The following is a 14,351-nucleotide window of genomic DNA, read 5'->3' as shown; positions in this document are numbered from 1 at the left end:
GCCCAGGCCGCCTCGTCCAGCTTCGGCCTGGCCGTGCTGCCCGACACGCAGTTCTATTCGCGCTACGTCGTCGAGGGCAACCAGTTCATGACGCGCTACGGCAGCGAGCCGTACGCGGCGCAGACGGCCTGGCTGGCGCAGAACGCGCGCACGCTGAACATCCCCTTCGTGGTGCACCTGGGCGACGTGGTCGACCGGGCGGGCAACTCGGGCGAGTGGGGCGTGGCGGACCGCGCCATGAAGACGCTCGAGGACGCCGAGCTGCCGTACTCCATCCTCGCGGGCAACCACGACGTGACCGTGGGCTGCGGCTATGTGGGCGTGCAGAACGACTGCACCGACGCGCAGCGCAACCCCGCCAACGAGCTCTACCTGCGCACCTTCCCCACCACGCGCGCGGCCACGCAGGCCACCTTCGGCGGGCGTGACGCCTCGGGCTTTCACGAGTACCACATCTTCGAAGCGGAAGGCCAGCGCTTCATGTCGCTGGCGATGTCGTGGCGCGCCTCCGACGCGGCCATCGCCTGGGCGCGCAACGTGATCGCCAGCCACCCCACGGTGCCCGTCATCCTCACCACGCACGACTACCTGGCCATCGACAGCGACGCCGTCACGGCGAAAGACACGCCGTACGGCGACTTCCTGTGGGAGCGCCTGATCAAGGACAACGACCAGATCTTCCTGGTCCTCAACGGCCACAACCACGGCTCGGCGCGCAAGTCCCGCGTCAACGACTTCGGCAACCGCGTGCACGAGGCCGTGTCCGACTACCAGATGGCCTATCAGGGCGGCAACGGCTACATGCGGATCTACGAGTTCGACCTGACGGAGAACAAGATCAAGGCGCTGACCTTCTCGCCCTGGGTGCCCATGAAACCCGAGGCCACGCTCAACGCCTTCGACCGCGCGGTGCTGTCCGAGCCCAACAACGAATTCGAGATCGACATCGACTTCCGCGAGCGCTTCCGCCGCTTCGCGCCGAGCTTCGGCCCGGCCTCGCCCACGCGCGAGCAGCCCATCGTGGAGCAGGCGCGCGCCATGATCCTGGACGGCTATGAAGAGCCGCAGCCGCCCACCACGGCGCTGCCCTTCGACAGCGAGGACTACCCCAGCCACCCCCACACCGTGGCGCACTGGCGCTTCCACCGCGGCATGCCCGGCCAGCCCGTGGCCGCCGACGCGCAGGTGCGCGACGAGACCGGCACCAACCCGCTGCGCCGCGGCCTGGCCGCGGGCGCGCCGCTGGCCGGCGCCGTGTGGTCGGCCGAGCGCCACGCGCGTTCCGCCGCCAACGGCAGCGTGTGCTTCACCTCCGCCAGCAACCCCAACGCCCACTACTTCGCCACGCTGGCCGGTGCACCGATCAACAACGACTACCTGACCACCGGCTACACCGTCGAGGCGGTCATGAAGATCGACCGCAACTGGTCGGCCGAGAGCAACGCCTGGATGAGCGTCATGACGCGCGGCGGCAAACGTTCGTCGGTGCCGGGCTGGAGCGGCAGCTGGGGCGATTCGAGCACCATGCAGTTCGCCGTCTCCAACCTGCGCGAGATCCAGTGGGAGATCACCACCATCCCGTCGCCGGGGCGCCTGCAGTCCAAGACCAACTGGTCCGGCGAGATCATGGCCGACCAATGGGAGCACGTGGCCTTCGTGAACGACCCGGTGACGCACGACACCACCATGTACGTGGCCGGTGCGCCGGTGCTGCGCAACGTCAGCAACGCCATCGGCATCGCGGGTGTGCCCGATCAGCCCTGGGTCGTGGGTGCGTCGCTCAACGGCTCGGCGGGCAGCGGCTTCTTCGGCTGCATCAGCGAGGTGCGCGTGACGCGCGCCGCACTCACGCCCGAGCAGTGGCTCACCGCGCGCAAGCACCGCGTCGAGGCGCCCTCGGCCGTGCGCGGCGCCATCGAGGGCACCGAGGGTGACGACCAGGTTTTCAACGCCGCTGGCGCGAACCGCATCACCGGCGGCGCGGGCGCCGACACCTTCGTCTACCGCAACGTGCGCGAAGGCGGCGACACCATCGCCGACTTCTCGCCCGCGCAGGACCACCTGAACCTGCAGGCGCTGCTGGCCTCGCTCGGCTACCGCGGCAACGACCCGATCACCGACGGCTTCGTTCGCGTGGTGGACAGCGACGCCGGCGCACTCGTGCAGATCGACAACGACGGCACGCAGGGCCCCGCCGTCTTCCGCACCCTGGTGACCCTGCCGGGCGTGGTCGCCCGCGACGTGGGCGCCGAGCAGTTCCTGTTCTGACACACCGATCACCAACTTCCGCCTGAAAGCACACCATGTTTGCCAAGACTTCCCTGACCACCCTGATCGGTTCCGCCTGTCTGCTGGCCGCCACCTCGGCCAGCGCCGCGCCCTGGACCGTTCTGGGCGACGCGCTCGCACAGCCCAATGGCGGCCACACCCTCACCAACGCCAGCGCCTTCGACGACGATGCGCCGCTGGCCGATGGCGCGCTCAACCTCAGCGGCAACGACCCGCTGATGGCGGGCTGGGACCTCGAGTCCGCCCTCGGCTTCGCGCCCGGCGCCTTCGACCTGTCGGCGCTGGAGCAGGCCACCGAAGGCTCCGCCATCTTCACGGAGTTCACCGTGTTGGCGGGCCAGACCCTCAGCTTCGAATGGCAGATGTCCACGCGCGACGTGGGCGCCGGTTTCGGCCTGGACTACGCCTTCGTCGCCATCGGCGACACGCTCTTCAAGCTGGGCAGCGCCGCACAGGCCACGCTGCCGGGCAGCGGCAGCTACCTCGCTCAGACCGCCTGGCAGACCTTCAGCCACACCTTCGCTCAGGGCGGCACGTACCGCGTGGCGCTGGGCGTGGTGGACGTGCTGGACTGGTCCGGCACCACGGCGCTGTCGGTGAGCGCGGTGACCGCCGTGCCGGAGCCCGAGGCCATTGCCATGCTGCTGGCCGGCCTGGGCCTGGTGGGCGGCGCCGTGGCGCGCCGCCGCCGCGTGGCCGCGTGATCGCTAGCGGATGAAGTACCCGATGACGCGCCAGGCGCCATCGGGTTCTTTCACCAGGGTGACGGTTTCCACGGCGGCCGCCTTGTTGGCAAACGCGCTGTCGTAAGCCAGCACCACGTACTGGCCATCGGGCAGGCCGGGCAGCGTCTGCTGGGCTTCGGCCGATTTGTCCTTGCGCTGGCGCAGGGCGCCGAGCGGCCCACGCACCGCGTTCACCGAGCGGGTCCAGCGCTCGGCGTCCATCGCGCCCTTGAACAGGGCGCCGGCCTGTTGCCAACTGGCGGCGTAGTCGCCCGCGTCCACCAGCGCCAGCCAGCGCTCGGCCGCCTGGCGCGCTTCGGTCGTGGCGTCGGCCGCGCGGGACGCCGTCGCGCAGGCCAGGCCGGCCGCGCCCAGGAGGAGTGTTCGTCGCAACATGGGAACACCTAGAAGAGCAGGGCGATCAGGATGATCACGGGGATGGGGACGCCGAGGAAGAACAGCAGCAGTGAACGCATGGTGGGCTCCTGATCGGATGGGGAGGACGGGGGTCAGTCCGTGTCGCGCTGGCGCCCGCCCAACGTGGCGGCAAGGCTGGCGAAGAACGCCCCCATGAGCAGCGAGACGAACAGCCAGAGCGCGCGATGCGCCTGGTCGCTGTTGTCGACGGCCACCGCGGCGGCGCTGGTCGCCTCGCGCATGTCGGTGCCCAGGATGGTGCCGATCACCGGGGTCAGCAAAGCGGCCGTGGCCAGTGAGGACACCGCCCACGCCAGAAAGCCGTGCGCGGTGTCGCGGAAGTAGACCTCGTCCTGCTGCGTGTCGGCCCAGCGCGTGCGCAAGCGGCCGGCCAGGTAGCCGCCCATGCCCGAGGCGATCACTTGCGTGAAGCAGATCCAGACCACCGCGGCGGTGCCGAACGGCTCGGCGTCGGGGGCGCCACTGACCCAAGGCGACGCGGCGGCCAAGCCCAGGCCGGTGCCCAGCACGAGCAGGATCAGGGACAGCGCGGCAGCGCCAGCGGCGCCGGCGAAGATCGCGGCCCAAGACACCGCCGGACCGGACGGGTGGGGGAGGACGACCGAGCCGGCCGGGGCATTGGATGGATCGGACTGCACCATGGAAACCTCCTGGACGCCTTTTGAGCGGATTGCTCCATCTTGCGGAGCACGCGAGCGCAGGGCTGTCGGACAACTCCCGTGTCTCTGTAGGCCTTGTCCGTCGTTGCGCGCAGGCACAGAATGCGTGACCCCCACTCGCCAGGAGACTGCATGGTTCCGATCCGTCCACTTCAGTCGGGCACATGGATGCGCTATGGCGCCTACTACGCCTCCCGTTTCCTCCCCCACCCCCTGCTTCGAAGTGGCATCGTGTCCGTCATGCGGCACGTCATCAGCGGGCGGCATGGCAGAGGCACCCCTGTGCACACCCCGGCCGCGCAAGCCACCCTGAAGACGCTGCTCGACGAAGGCATGGCGCCGGTCGAGAGTCCGCTGAGCGGAGCGCAGATCGACGAGATCCTGGCTTTCCTGGCCACGGCACCGGTAGCCCGGCCCGCGTCCCCTCCGGTGAACGCCGACACGAAAGGCCTGGCGTCCGCCGTGTACGACCTGCCCACCATCCTGGCCTGCCCCCACCTGCTGGACGCAATGAACCACCCCACCGTGCTGCAGGTCGCCGCCGGATTCCTGGGTTGCAAGCCGACACTCTCGGGGGCGGGGTTGCGCTGGTCCTTTCCCTCGGACGGGCCTCACAGCGACGTCCAGGCGTTCCATCGGGACGCGGAAGACTGGAAGATCCTGCGCCTCTTCATCTACCTGACCGATGTGGCGGACGACAGCGGCCCCCACCAGTTCGTCAAGGGATCGCACAAGACCGCAGGCCGGGTGCGCCTGGCACCCTATTCGGATAGCGACATCGATGCCCGGTTCGGCCGCGACCAGGTGGCCACCGTGTATGGGGCGCGGGGAACGGCTTTCATGGGCAACATGTGGGGCGTGCACCGGGGCGTGCCGCCGTCTCGGCGGCCGCGCCTGCTGTTCAATTGCACCTACACCATGACTGCCACGCCGATCTTCCGGTACGACCCCGTCAAGCTGGCGGCGGGGCACACCCACGACCGGTACGTCAATCGCCTGCTGGTCTGTTGAGGGCGGCCCCGGCCGCGGTCTCCTGCGAAGGCCTACATCGGCGTCGGCCTTGTCCTACACGCCATGCATGCCGTTCGATGCGAGAGTGGTGCCACGGCGGACGCCGACGTTTGCCGTTGGTCAACTTTCTCGAAGGAGGCTGCCTGCATGTCCTCAGAGTTTTCCCCCTGGTTCACCACCGACAGCAACGGCCCGCCCGCGCGCGAAGGCGTGTACGAAACCACCGCCCTGGGCATTCCTGGCGAAAGCCACAGCGTGGTGCAGCACGGTTACCGCCATTGGGGCCGGCACGCCAAGGCGCGCGGCTGGGGCGACCTGGGCGCGACCCCGGACGCGGCCCTGGCGGCGAAGGACCATCGCCCGGTGTTCCCGTTCAACGTGCGGCACTGGCGGGGCCGAAGTGAGCCGACGGAGTGAGTGCCCGTGACAAGACCGATCAGGCTGGCGGCTTGATCAATCAGTGTCCTGCGGTCACGCCGGGGGTCAGCGGGCGAGCGCGTCGTCCCCAGACAGTTTGAAGCGCTGGACCGCCTGCACCAGCTGAAGCGACCGCGTCTTGAGGCTGGCCGCGGCGGCCGCGGATTCCTCGACAAGCGCGGCGTTTTGCTGGGTGGTCTGGTCCATCTGGACGATCGCCTCGCCCATCTGACCAACCCCGGCGCTTTGCTGCACGCTGGCGCTGCTGATCTCGCCGACGATCTCGCTGACCCGCCGGATCGACGAGACGATTTCCTGCATCGTTGTGCCCGCCTGATCGACCAGCGCCGTGCCTTGCCCGACCCGCTCGACACTGGTGCCGATCAGTCCCTTGATTTCCTTGGCGGCTTCCGCGCTGCGCTGCGCAAGGTTGCGCACTTCGCCGGCCACCACGGCAAAACCTCGGCCTTGTTCGCCGGCGCGGGCCGCCTCCACCGCGGCGTTCAAGGCCAGGATGTTGGTCTGGAAGGCGATGCCATCGATCACGCCGATGATGTCGCTGATTCTGCGGCTGCTGTCGTTGATGTCTCGCATGGTCTGCACGACCTGGTCCACCACCGCACCACCTTGCTGGGCCACCGCGCTGGCGCTGGAGGCCAGTTGATGCGCCTGGCGTGCGTTGTCGGCGTTCAGACCGGCACTGGAACCCATCTGTTCCATCGATGCCGAGGTTTCCTCCAGCGCCGAGGCCTGCTCCTCGGTGCGCTGGCTCAGGTCGGCGTTGCCTTGGGCGATCTGCGCGCTGGCGGTGGAGACGCTTTCGGCGTTGCCGCGCACTTCCCCCACTACCTTGATCAGGCTGTCGTTCATGGCCTTGAGGGCGCGCAGCAGGTCGGCGGTTTCGTCCTTGCCGCTGGCGCTGATCTGCGATGTGAGATCCCCGGCCGCCACCGTCTGCGCCACCTTGACCGCCTCGTGGATGGGGTGCGTGATGGAGCGCGTGATCACGATGGCCAGAGCGATGCCCAGCACGAGGGCCAAGCTGGCGGCAATCACCATCGCGGCCTCGACAAGCGACTCGACCTCCTGAGCGCGCCGGTATTCCTGCCCGGCCACATCGATCTGCAATTGGATGAGCTGGTCGGACAGGCCGATTGCGGTCTCGGCCAGTGGTTCCAGCTTGTCGCTGTAGATCTGCCGCGCGTTCGCGAGATCGCCCTCGCCGACCGCCGCCATGAGGGCCAGCAGGCCATCGTTGACGAAGGCGGCGCGCGCCGGTGCATAGGCCTTGGCCAGCTGCGCCTCCTTGCGACCGAGTTGACTTGCCATGTAGCGCTCCCAGATCTGGCTGATGCGCGCCGCGTTGGCTTCGACCTGCGCCCGGTTCTGCGGCAGCGACTGCGGCGCGAGCAGCGTGTTCATCACGAGCACGCGGTTGCTCATCATCAGCTGGTAGATGGTGGTCAGCTCGCCCAGCGGCACGGTGCGGTCTTCGTAGATGGTCTTGCTTTCGGCGGACAGCCGGGCCGCGCCCACGAAGCCTGTGGCGGCCATGCCCACGAGGAGCAGCAAAGTCACGCCGAAGCCCAGGCCGAGCCGTTTACCGATGCGCAGATTGGAGAACATGCCCATGTTGTTTCCTTTGTTGAGCAGAGACTGCTTCCAAGGGGCGACATGCCCCGGTGGAATCCTCAGCATCGACGACAGGGCAAGGGCTTTAAGCGTGGAAATGCGGGGTCTTTCGTACTATTTGCCGTGATAGTGACGAGACGCTCACTGGGAGGCGCCGCCGATGGGCGCAACGCCCGGCGCCGCGTTGCGCGGCAGGAACACGTGAAAGACCGAGCCTTCACCAGCCACGGACTCGGCCCAGATGCGACCGCCGTGCGCCTGCACGATGCGCTGGCACAGCGCCAGACCGACGCCGTCGCCGGCAACGGAATCGTCCGGGTTGGCGCGGGCGAACATCTGGAATATGTGTGAATGCACGGCCGGGCTGAAGCCGCAGCCGTTGTCCCTCAGGGACAGCGTCCAGCCGCTGTCGGAGCGGGTGCACGCGAACACCAGCTCCGTCACCGCCTGGTGTCGGCTGTACTTGAAGGCGTTGTCGATGAGATTGATCCAGACCTCGCGCAGCAGGATCCGGTCGGCCCAGATGTCGGGCAGGGTGTCTTGACCCCTGGCGTGGAAGCGGCGATCCGCAAAGGACGCCGCCACCTCGGTCAGGCAGTCGTCGACCAGCTCGGCCAAGTCAACCCAGGAGGGAGTGACGCCCCGTCGCCCCATGCGCGAGAACTCCAGCAAGCCGTCAATCAGCGACTGCAGCCGCGCGCCCGCAGCCACGACCTTCTGGCAATAGGCCTGGGCTGATCGAACGTCACCGGCCAGCAGCGCGTCTTGCGCAATCTCGGCGTAGCTGACCATGTGCCGGATCGGCTTCTTCAGGTCGTGCGACAGGGCGTGCGAGAACGCCTCCAGCGACTGGTTGGCTTCCGCGAGGTTGGCGGTGCGCTCGTCCACCATCGCCTGCAGCTTGTGGTTGTTCAGGTTCTTTTGCTCGATCAGCTCCTTGTAGACCGTCACGTCCTGGATGGTCCAGGTGTCCGGTGGCCTGACCTTGCTGCCCTGGCGCTGCGGCACGCCGCGGCAGCGCACCCAGCGGCGGTGCCCCTGGTGGGTGGTGATGGGCAACTCGTGGTCGAACTCGTCGCCGTTCTCCATGACGCGTCGCAGGCGGGCCTGCAGGTCTTGCTGCGCCTCGGGGCAGACAAACTCGAACAGGGCTCTGAGGGTCTTGGGGGCTTCGTCCTGCGGCAGTTCCAGAATGGAGTAGACCTCGCTGGACCAGCGGATGCTGCGCGTGTCGGCGTTGAACTCCACGCGGCCCAGCCGTGCCAGCCGCTGGGCCACCTGCAGGTGGTGCTGCAGTTGGGCATTGGTGCGCTCGAGGGCCCTTTGCTCGCTTACGTCGCTCTGGATGGAGAAGTAGGCCAGCGCCTGGCCCTGGCTGTCACGGATGGGCTCGATGTTGAGCATCACGGTGTACGGATCACCATTCTTGCGGTAGTTGATGGTTTCGACGCCGGAGACCGACAGGCCCTGCCGCAGGCGATCGCGCACGAACTGGCTCACCTGCGGGTTGGTCAATGGCCCGTGCAGCAAGCGGCCGGCCGTTTTGCCCTGGACTTCGTCCAGCGACCAGCCGGTGGTCTGCGTGTAGGACCGGTTCACCCAGCGGATGCGTTGGTCGGCGTCGGTGATCACCACCATGTTGGCGCTCTGCTCGACGATCTTCTCCAGGATCGTCAACCAGGAGGTCAGGTCATGGAGTTCGTTGGCGGTGTCCAGCAAGACATCGGCTCCCCGTGCATGAATGGAATGGCGCCCGAACCCGCGCGTGGTCCGGTGCCGCTGTTGTCGGGAGCGTGCAGGCCCTCCGGCTTCTGATCATCGACACGCGAGAGCCGGGCTGTCAGAACAATCGGCAGCCTTTGTGACGAGACGCGCACCCGGGCTTTTCACGTGTTGCCGAATGGCGACCTCGGCACCGGTACCATCTAACGCTGCGCTGAAGGTGGTGGTGTTGTCCGCGAAACGCCATCGGACCGGCAATGCACTCGTTGGGCCATGGATCAAGAACGTCCGGAACTCGCGCACACATGAGCAGGAACATCCCGCGGATGGTTGGACCGGGCGGGACGGTCGTTTGTGAGCACTGTTCAACGCGGGGCCGCTGCCTCTTTTCGGTGCTCAACTTGCCGCAACACGAGCGCTTGCGCACGCTGATTCGCGAGCGCGCGGTGGCCGTTGGCGAAACGCTGGAAGCTCAGGGCAGCCTGGGGAAGACGCTGGGGGTGGTCAAGGTGGGGCTGCTCAGGGGGCTGCGGGGCAGTCCCGGCGAGGAAGGCAAGAGCGTGCTTCTGATGGGCAAGGGGCGGCTGGTGGGCTTTACGCTGCCGTTCGGGCAGGCTGCGCTGCTGAGCCTGGTGGCCATCACGCCGACGCGCGTTTGTGAGATCGACGTTCGGGTGGTCCGGGAAATGGCCATGCCCTTCGAACCGTTCCAGCAGGCGCTTTACCGGGCCATTGCCGATTTCGTCGGCGCCATGGCCGACTGGTCGCGCCTGCTGCGCGAGGACAGCTACCTCGCCAAGGTGGGTGCGGCGTTGCAGATGATCGCGGCCGAGGAGGGCAGCCCGTCCTTTCGCATTCCCAGCCACACCGAACTGGCCAACGTGCTGGGCGCGCGCCGAGAGACGGTGGCGAGGCATATAGCGATCCTGATCGACATGGGGCGGTTCAGGAAGGTCGATCGCTGGCATGGGGTGCTGACCGCTGCCGATGGCGCTGCCCCTCGGTCTTGACCACTTGACTACTTGACCGCTGGCAAAAAAGCCCCGCAACACGAGGGTCGACGGGGCTTTCAGGGCTCTGGGTGAAACGACCTGGGTCGTTCTGAGCGTGATGGTTGGCGGAGAGGGCGGGATTCGAACCCGCGGTGGGGATTAACCCACACACGCTTTCCAGGCGTGCGACTTAAACCGCTCATCCACCTCTCCGCGAAGCGCGGGATTGTAGCTCACTCGGCAGCGCCCTCGGCGGGCTGTCAGCCGGTGTGGCTGCCGTCCTCGGCCTTGCGCCAGGCGTGGCGCTGCAGCACGTCAAGGCCGACGTGCTGCAAGGTGTTCTGGTGCGTGGCCTCCAGCACCACCGGCGGGGCGACGCCGGCCTCCAGCGCCTCCAGCCAGCGGTTCACGCACAGGCACCAGCGATCACCCGCCTTCAGGCCGGCGAAGCGCAGTTCGGGCCGCGGCGTGACGAGGTCGTTGCCGCGTTGAACCGAGAAATCGAGGAACTCGCGCGTGACGCGCGCGCAGACCACGTGCGTGCCTTCGTCGTCGGCACCGGTGTGGCAGCAGCCGTCGCGGTAGAAGCCGGTCAGCGGGTCGAACGAGCAGGCCTGCAGCTCGCCACCCAGCACGTTGTGCGCGAGGTCGTCCATGTCAGCCCCCTGTCGTCTTGCCCGCCTGCACCATCTTCATGGCCGAGCCGATGAGGGCGGACACTTCGGTCATGTTGCTCGGCACGATGAGCGTGGTGGTGGCGTCGGCCGCCACGCTGGCGTAGGCGTCCACCGCCTTCTCGGCCACCTTGAGCTGCACCGCCTCCTGGCCGCCGGGCTGGCGGATGGCCTCGGCGACCTGGCGGATCGCGCCGGCCGTGGCCTCGGCCACCGCGAGGATGGCGGCGGCCTCGCCCTGCGCTTTGTTGATCTCGGCCTGTTTCTCGCCCTCGGAGCGCGCGATGAAGGCCTCGCGCTCGCCGGTGGCGATGTTGATCTGCTCCTGGCGGCGGCCTTCCGAGGCCGCGATCAGGGCGCGCTTCTCGCGCTCGGCCGTGATCTGCGCCTGCATGGCGCGCAGGATCTCGGCCGGCGGCGTCAGGTCCTTGATCTCGTAGCGCAGCACCTTCACGCCCCAGTTGAGCGCGGCCTCGTCGATGGCCTGCACCACCTGGGCGTTGATGATGTCGCGCTCTTCGAAGGTCTTGTCGAGTTCCAGTTTGCCGATGACCGAGCGCAGCGAGGTCTGCGCGAGCTGCGTGACCGCCATGAGGTAGTTGGACGAGCCGTAGCTGGCGCGCATGGGGTCGGTCACCTGGAAGTACAGGATGCCGTCCACCTGCAGTTGCGTGTTGTCGCGCGTGATGCAGACCTGGCTGGGCACGTCCATCGGGATTTCCTTCAGGCTGTGCTTGTAGGCCACCTTGTCGATGAAGGGCACCAGGATGTTCAGGCCCGGGGCCAGCGAGCTGTGGTACTTGCCCAGCCGCTCGACCACCCACGCGGACTGCTGCGGCACGATCTTGATGGCGCGCGAGACGAAGATGACGGCGATGACGATGAGCAGGATGGCGAGTTCCATGGTGTTGTTCTGTTCGGTGGTTCGGGTTGCGGGGTGGCCTGGGCTCAGGCCTTCTCGACCAGCAGGCGGTTGCCAACGAGTTCGGTGACGCGGTAGGCGCCGGGCGCGGGTGCGTTGCCGGGCCGCTGGATGACGGTCCAGGCGGCACCGCGGTACTTGACCGTGGCGGTGCCATCGGCGTTCCATTGTTCGATCTGGATGACTTCGCCGACGTCGAGGTTGACGCTGCGCAGGCCGCGCACCGACGGGTCGCCGGGCCGGCGGCGGGAATGCAGGTACCAGCCCGCCACCGCCGCAGCGCCCAGCACGGCGGCCACCACGATCTGCCCGGTGAGCGGCAGGCCCAGGTGAGCCGCGATGGCGCCGCCGGCGGCGCCCAGCGCGAGCATGAGCAAATAGAACGTGCCGGTGAGCAGCTCGGCGCCCACGAGCGCGCCCGCCAGCAGCCACCACCAGGTCGAATCGGCCATGTGCCATGTCTCCTTGAAAGCATCCCCGGTCGGGACTTGTCACATTCTGCGTCAAACCAGGTCCGACACGGCAGGACGGACATGTGTTTTCCGTACACTTGCGCGCTTCGCCAGGAGAGCCGCATGAAGTTCCGTTTCCCCATCGTCATCATCGACGAGGATTTCCGCTCCGAGAACACCTCGGGTCTGGGCATTCGCGCGCTCGCGCAGGCCATCGAGAGCGAGGGCATGGAGGTCGTGGGTGTCACGAGCTACGGCGACCTGTCGCAGTTCGCGCAGCAGCAAAGCCGCGCCAGCGCCTTCATCCTGTCCATCGACGACGAGGAATTCAGCCACGGGCCCGACCTCGACCCCGCCGTGCTGAACCTGCGCAACTTCATCGAGGAAGTGCGCCGCAAGAACGCCGACGTGCCGATCTACATCTACGGCGAGACCAAGACCAGCCGGCACCTGCCCAACGACGTGCTGCGCGAACTGCACGGCTTCATCCACATGTTCGAGGACACGCCGGAGTTCGTGGCGCGCCACATCATCCGCGAGGCCAAGAGCTACCTCGAAGGTATTCAGCCGCCGTTCTTCAAGGCCCTGCTGGACTACGCCGAGGACGGTTCCTATTCCTGGCATTGCCCGGGCCACTCGGGTGGCGTGGCCTTCCTCAAGAGCCCGGTGGGCCAGATGTTCCACCAGTTCTTCGGCGAGAACATGCTGCGCTCGGACGTGTGCAACGCGGTGGAAGAACTGGGCCAGTTGCTGGACCACAACGGCGCCATCGGCGCGTCGGAACGCAACGCGGCGCGCATCTTCAACGCCGACCACTGCTTCTTCGTCACCAACGGCACCAGCACCAGCAACAAGATGGTGTGGCACCACACGGTGGCGCCGGGCGACGTGGTGGTGGTGGACCGCAACTGCCACAAGTCCATCCTGCACAGCATCATCATGACGGGCGCCGTGCCCGTCTTCCTCAAGCCCACGCGCAACCACTACGGCATCATCGGCCCGATCCCGCAGAGCGAGTTCGAGATCGAGGCGATCCAGGCCAAGATCCGCGCCAATCCCTTGCTCAAGGGCGTGGACGCCGAGGCCGTGAAACCGCGCGTGCTCACCATCACGCAGAGCACCTACGACGGGGTGCTCTACAACACCGAGGCCATCAAGCAGATGCTGGACGGCTACGTGGCCAACCTGCACTTCGACGAGGCCTGGCTGCCGCACGCGGCCTTCCACCCCTTCTATGGCAACTACCACGCCATGGGCAAGAAGCGCGCGCGGCCCATGGAGTCCGTGGTGTACGCCACGCAGTCCATCCACAAGCTGCTGGCGGGCATCAGCCAGGCCAGCCACGTGCTCGTGCAGGACTCGCAGAACGTCAAGCTCGACCGCCACCTGTTCAACGAGTCGTACCTGATGCACACCAGCACCAGCCCGCAGTACGCGATCATCGCGAGCTGCGACGTGGCCGCGGCCATGATGGAGCCGCCCGGCGGGCGCGCGCTGGTGGAAGAGAGCCTGCTCGAAGCGCTGGACTTCCGCCGCGCCATGCGCAAGGTCGAGGACGACTTCGGTACCGACGACTGGTGGTTCAAGGTCTGGGGTCCCGACCACCTGGCCGAGGAGGGCGTGGGTGAGGCCAAGGACTGGGTGCTCAACCGCCGCCGCGACGCCAACGCCGAGCAGCACACCGAGCGCGACTGGCACGGCTTCGGCGACATGGCGCCGGGCTTCAACATGCTGGACCCGATCAAGGCCACCATCGTCACGCCCGGCCTCAACATGGACGGCAGCTTCGGCGAGACGGGCATCCCCGCGTCCATCGTCACCAAGTTCCTGGCCGAGCACGGCGTGGTGGTGGAGAAGACCGGCCTCTACAGCTTCTTCATCATGTTCACCATCGGCATCACCAAGGGCCGCTGGAACACGCTGCTGACGGCGCTGCAGCAGTTCAAGGACGACTACGAGAAGAACCAGCCGATGTGGCGGATCATGCCGGAGTTCTGCGCCAAGCAGCCGCGCTACGAGCAGATGGGACTGCGCGACCTGTGCCAGCACGTGCACGCGCTCTACGCCAAGTACGACATCGCGCGCCTGACGACCGAGATGTATTTGAGCGACCTCACGCCCGCGATGAAGCCGACCGACGCCTTCGCGCACATCGCGCAGCGCACCACCGAGCGCGTGCCGATCGACGAGCTGGAAGGGCGCATCACCACCAGCCTGGTGACGCCGTACCCGCCGGGCATTCCGCTGCTGATCCCGGGCGAGGTGTTCAACCGCAAGATCGTCGACTACCTCAAGTTCAACCGCGAATTCGCACGCGAGTGCCCGGGCTTCGAGACCGACATCCACGGCCTGGTGGAGACCGCGGACGATCAAGGTCGAAAGGCCTATTTCGCCGACTGCGTGAAGGCCTGAGCCCCC

Annotated in this window: 13 protein-coding genes and 1 tRNA gene; 6 read left to right on the top strand and 8 right to left on the bottom strand. The window is 67.4% G+C overall.

What is annotated here, in order from left to right; translation table 11 throughout:
- Together VLG41_RS13435 and VLG41_RS13430 are read left to right on the top strand one after the other, a co-directional pair.
- The coding region (locus tag VLG41_RS13435) for a LamG-like jellyroll fold domain-containing protein (RefSeq protein WP_325349909.1) at nucleotides 1-2,268 on the top strand (2,268 nt) is incomplete at its 5' end.
- Nucleotides 2,269-2,303: 35 nt separating this feature from the next.
- Nucleotides 2,304-2,993 carry a PEP-CTERM sorting domain-containing protein gene (locus VLG41_RS13430; protein ID WP_325349908.1) on the top strand — a complete coding sequence of 230 codons (690 nt, stop codon included), beginning with the start codon at nucleotides 2,304-2,306 and terminating at the stop codon, nucleotides 2,991-2,993.
- A 3-nt stretch (nucleotides 2,994-2,996) separates the two neighbouring features.
- Here the strand turns inward: VLG41_RS13430 and VLG41_RS13425 are convergent, their stop codons facing one another.
- Nucleotides 2,997-3,410: a DUF4019 domain-containing protein gene (locus VLG41_RS13425; RefSeq protein ID WP_325349907.1), complete on the bottom strand. Its 414-nt coding sequence runs from the start codon at nucleotides 3,408-3,410 to the stop codon at nucleotides 2,997-2,999.
- Nucleotides 3,411-3,523: 113 nt separating this feature from the next.
- Nucleotides 3,524-4,093 carry a hypothetical protein gene (locus VLG41_RS13420; RefSeq protein ID WP_325349906.1) on the bottom strand — a complete coding sequence of 190 codons (570 nt, stop codon included), beginning with the start codon at nucleotides 4,091-4,093 and terminating at the stop codon, nucleotides 3,524-3,526.
- A gap of 150 nt (nucleotides 4,094-4,243) precedes the next feature.
- On the opposite strand from VLG41_RS13420, the gene VLG41_RS13415 reads away from it, so the two are divergent.
- Complete coding sequence (locus tag VLG41_RS13415; RefSeq protein WP_325349905.1) at nucleotides 4,244-5,122, top strand: phytanoyl-CoA dioxygenase family protein; 879 nt, start codon at nucleotides 4,244-4,246, stop codon at nucleotides 5,120-5,122.
- A 147-nt stretch (nucleotides 5,123-5,269) separates the two neighbouring features.
- Nucleotides 5,270-5,539, top strand: a complete 270-nt coding sequence (locus VLG41_RS13410; protein WP_325349904.1) for a hypothetical protein — start codon at nucleotides 5,270-5,272, stop codon at nucleotides 5,537-5,539.
- 66 nt (nucleotides 5,540-5,605) lie between these two features.
- On the opposite strand, the gene VLG41_RS13405 is transcribed toward VLG41_RS13410, so the two are convergent.
- On the bottom strand, nucleotides 5,606-7,171 hold the full coding sequence (locus tag VLG41_RS13405; protein WP_325349903.1) for a methyl-accepting chemotaxis protein: 1,566 nt from the start codon (nucleotides 7,169-7,171) through the stop codon (nucleotides 5,606-5,608).
- 141 nt (nucleotides 7,172-7,312) lie between these two features.
- Nucleotides 7,313-8,890, bottom strand: a complete 1,578-nt coding sequence (locus VLG41_RS13400; RefSeq protein ID WP_325349902.1) for a sensor histidine kinase — start codon at nucleotides 8,888-8,890, stop codon at nucleotides 7,313-7,315.
- A gap of 308 nt (nucleotides 8,891-9,198) precedes the next feature.
- Here VLG41_RS13400 and VLG41_RS13395 point away from each other — a divergent pair, with 308 nt between their 5' ends.
- Nucleotides 9,199-9,903, top strand: a complete 705-nt coding sequence (locus VLG41_RS13395) for a Crp/Fnr family transcriptional regulator (RefSeq protein WP_325349901.1) — start codon at nucleotides 9,199-9,201, stop codon at nucleotides 9,901-9,903.
- A 105-nt stretch (nucleotides 9,904-10,008) separates the two neighbouring features.
- Here VLG41_RS13395 and VLG41_RS13390 read toward each other — a convergent pair.
- From VLG41_RS13390 to VLG41_RS13375, 4 genes are all read right to left on the bottom strand, one after another.
- A tRNA-Ser gene (locus tag VLG41_RS13390) sits at nucleotides 10,009-10,098 on the bottom strand.
- Between the two features lie 47 nt (nucleotides 10,099-10,145).
- Nucleotides 10,146-10,541: a DUF2237 domain-containing protein gene (locus tag VLG41_RS13385; protein ID WP_325349900.1), complete on the bottom strand. Its 396-nt coding sequence runs from the start codon at nucleotides 10,539-10,541 to the stop codon at nucleotides 10,146-10,148.
- 1 nt (nucleotide 10,542) lies between these two features.
- Nucleotides 10,543-11,463: a stomatin-like protein gene (locus tag VLG41_RS13380; RefSeq protein WP_325349899.1), complete on the bottom strand. Its 921-nt coding sequence runs from the start codon at nucleotides 11,461-11,463 to the stop codon at nucleotides 10,543-10,545.
- Nucleotides 11,464-11,507: 44 nt separating this feature from the next.
- Nucleotides 11,508-11,933 carry an NfeD family protein gene (locus VLG41_RS13375; protein ID WP_325349898.1) on the bottom strand — a complete coding sequence of 142 codons (426 nt, stop codon included), beginning with the start codon at nucleotides 11,931-11,933 and terminating at the stop codon, nucleotides 11,508-11,510.
- Nucleotides 11,934-12,056: 123 nt separating this feature from the next.
- Between VLG41_RS13375 and VLG41_RS13370 the strand changes: the two genes are divergently transcribed.
- The gene (locus VLG41_RS13370) at nucleotides 12,057-14,345 is read left to right on the top strand and encodes an arginine/lysine/ornithine decarboxylase (RefSeq protein WP_325349897.1); all 2,289 of its coding nucleotides are present in this window, start codon (nucleotides 12,057-12,059) and stop codon (nucleotides 14,343-14,345) included.
- The last annotated feature ends 6 nt before the right edge of the window (nucleotides 14,346-14,351 follow it).

The organism is Hydrogenophaga sp. (assembly GCF_035481345.1).
Taxonomy (GTDB): domain Bacteria; phylum Pseudomonadota; class Gammaproteobacteria; order Burkholderiales; family Burkholderiaceae_C; genus Hydrogenophaga.
This window is presented reverse-complemented; position numbering and strand designations above follow the sequence as displayed.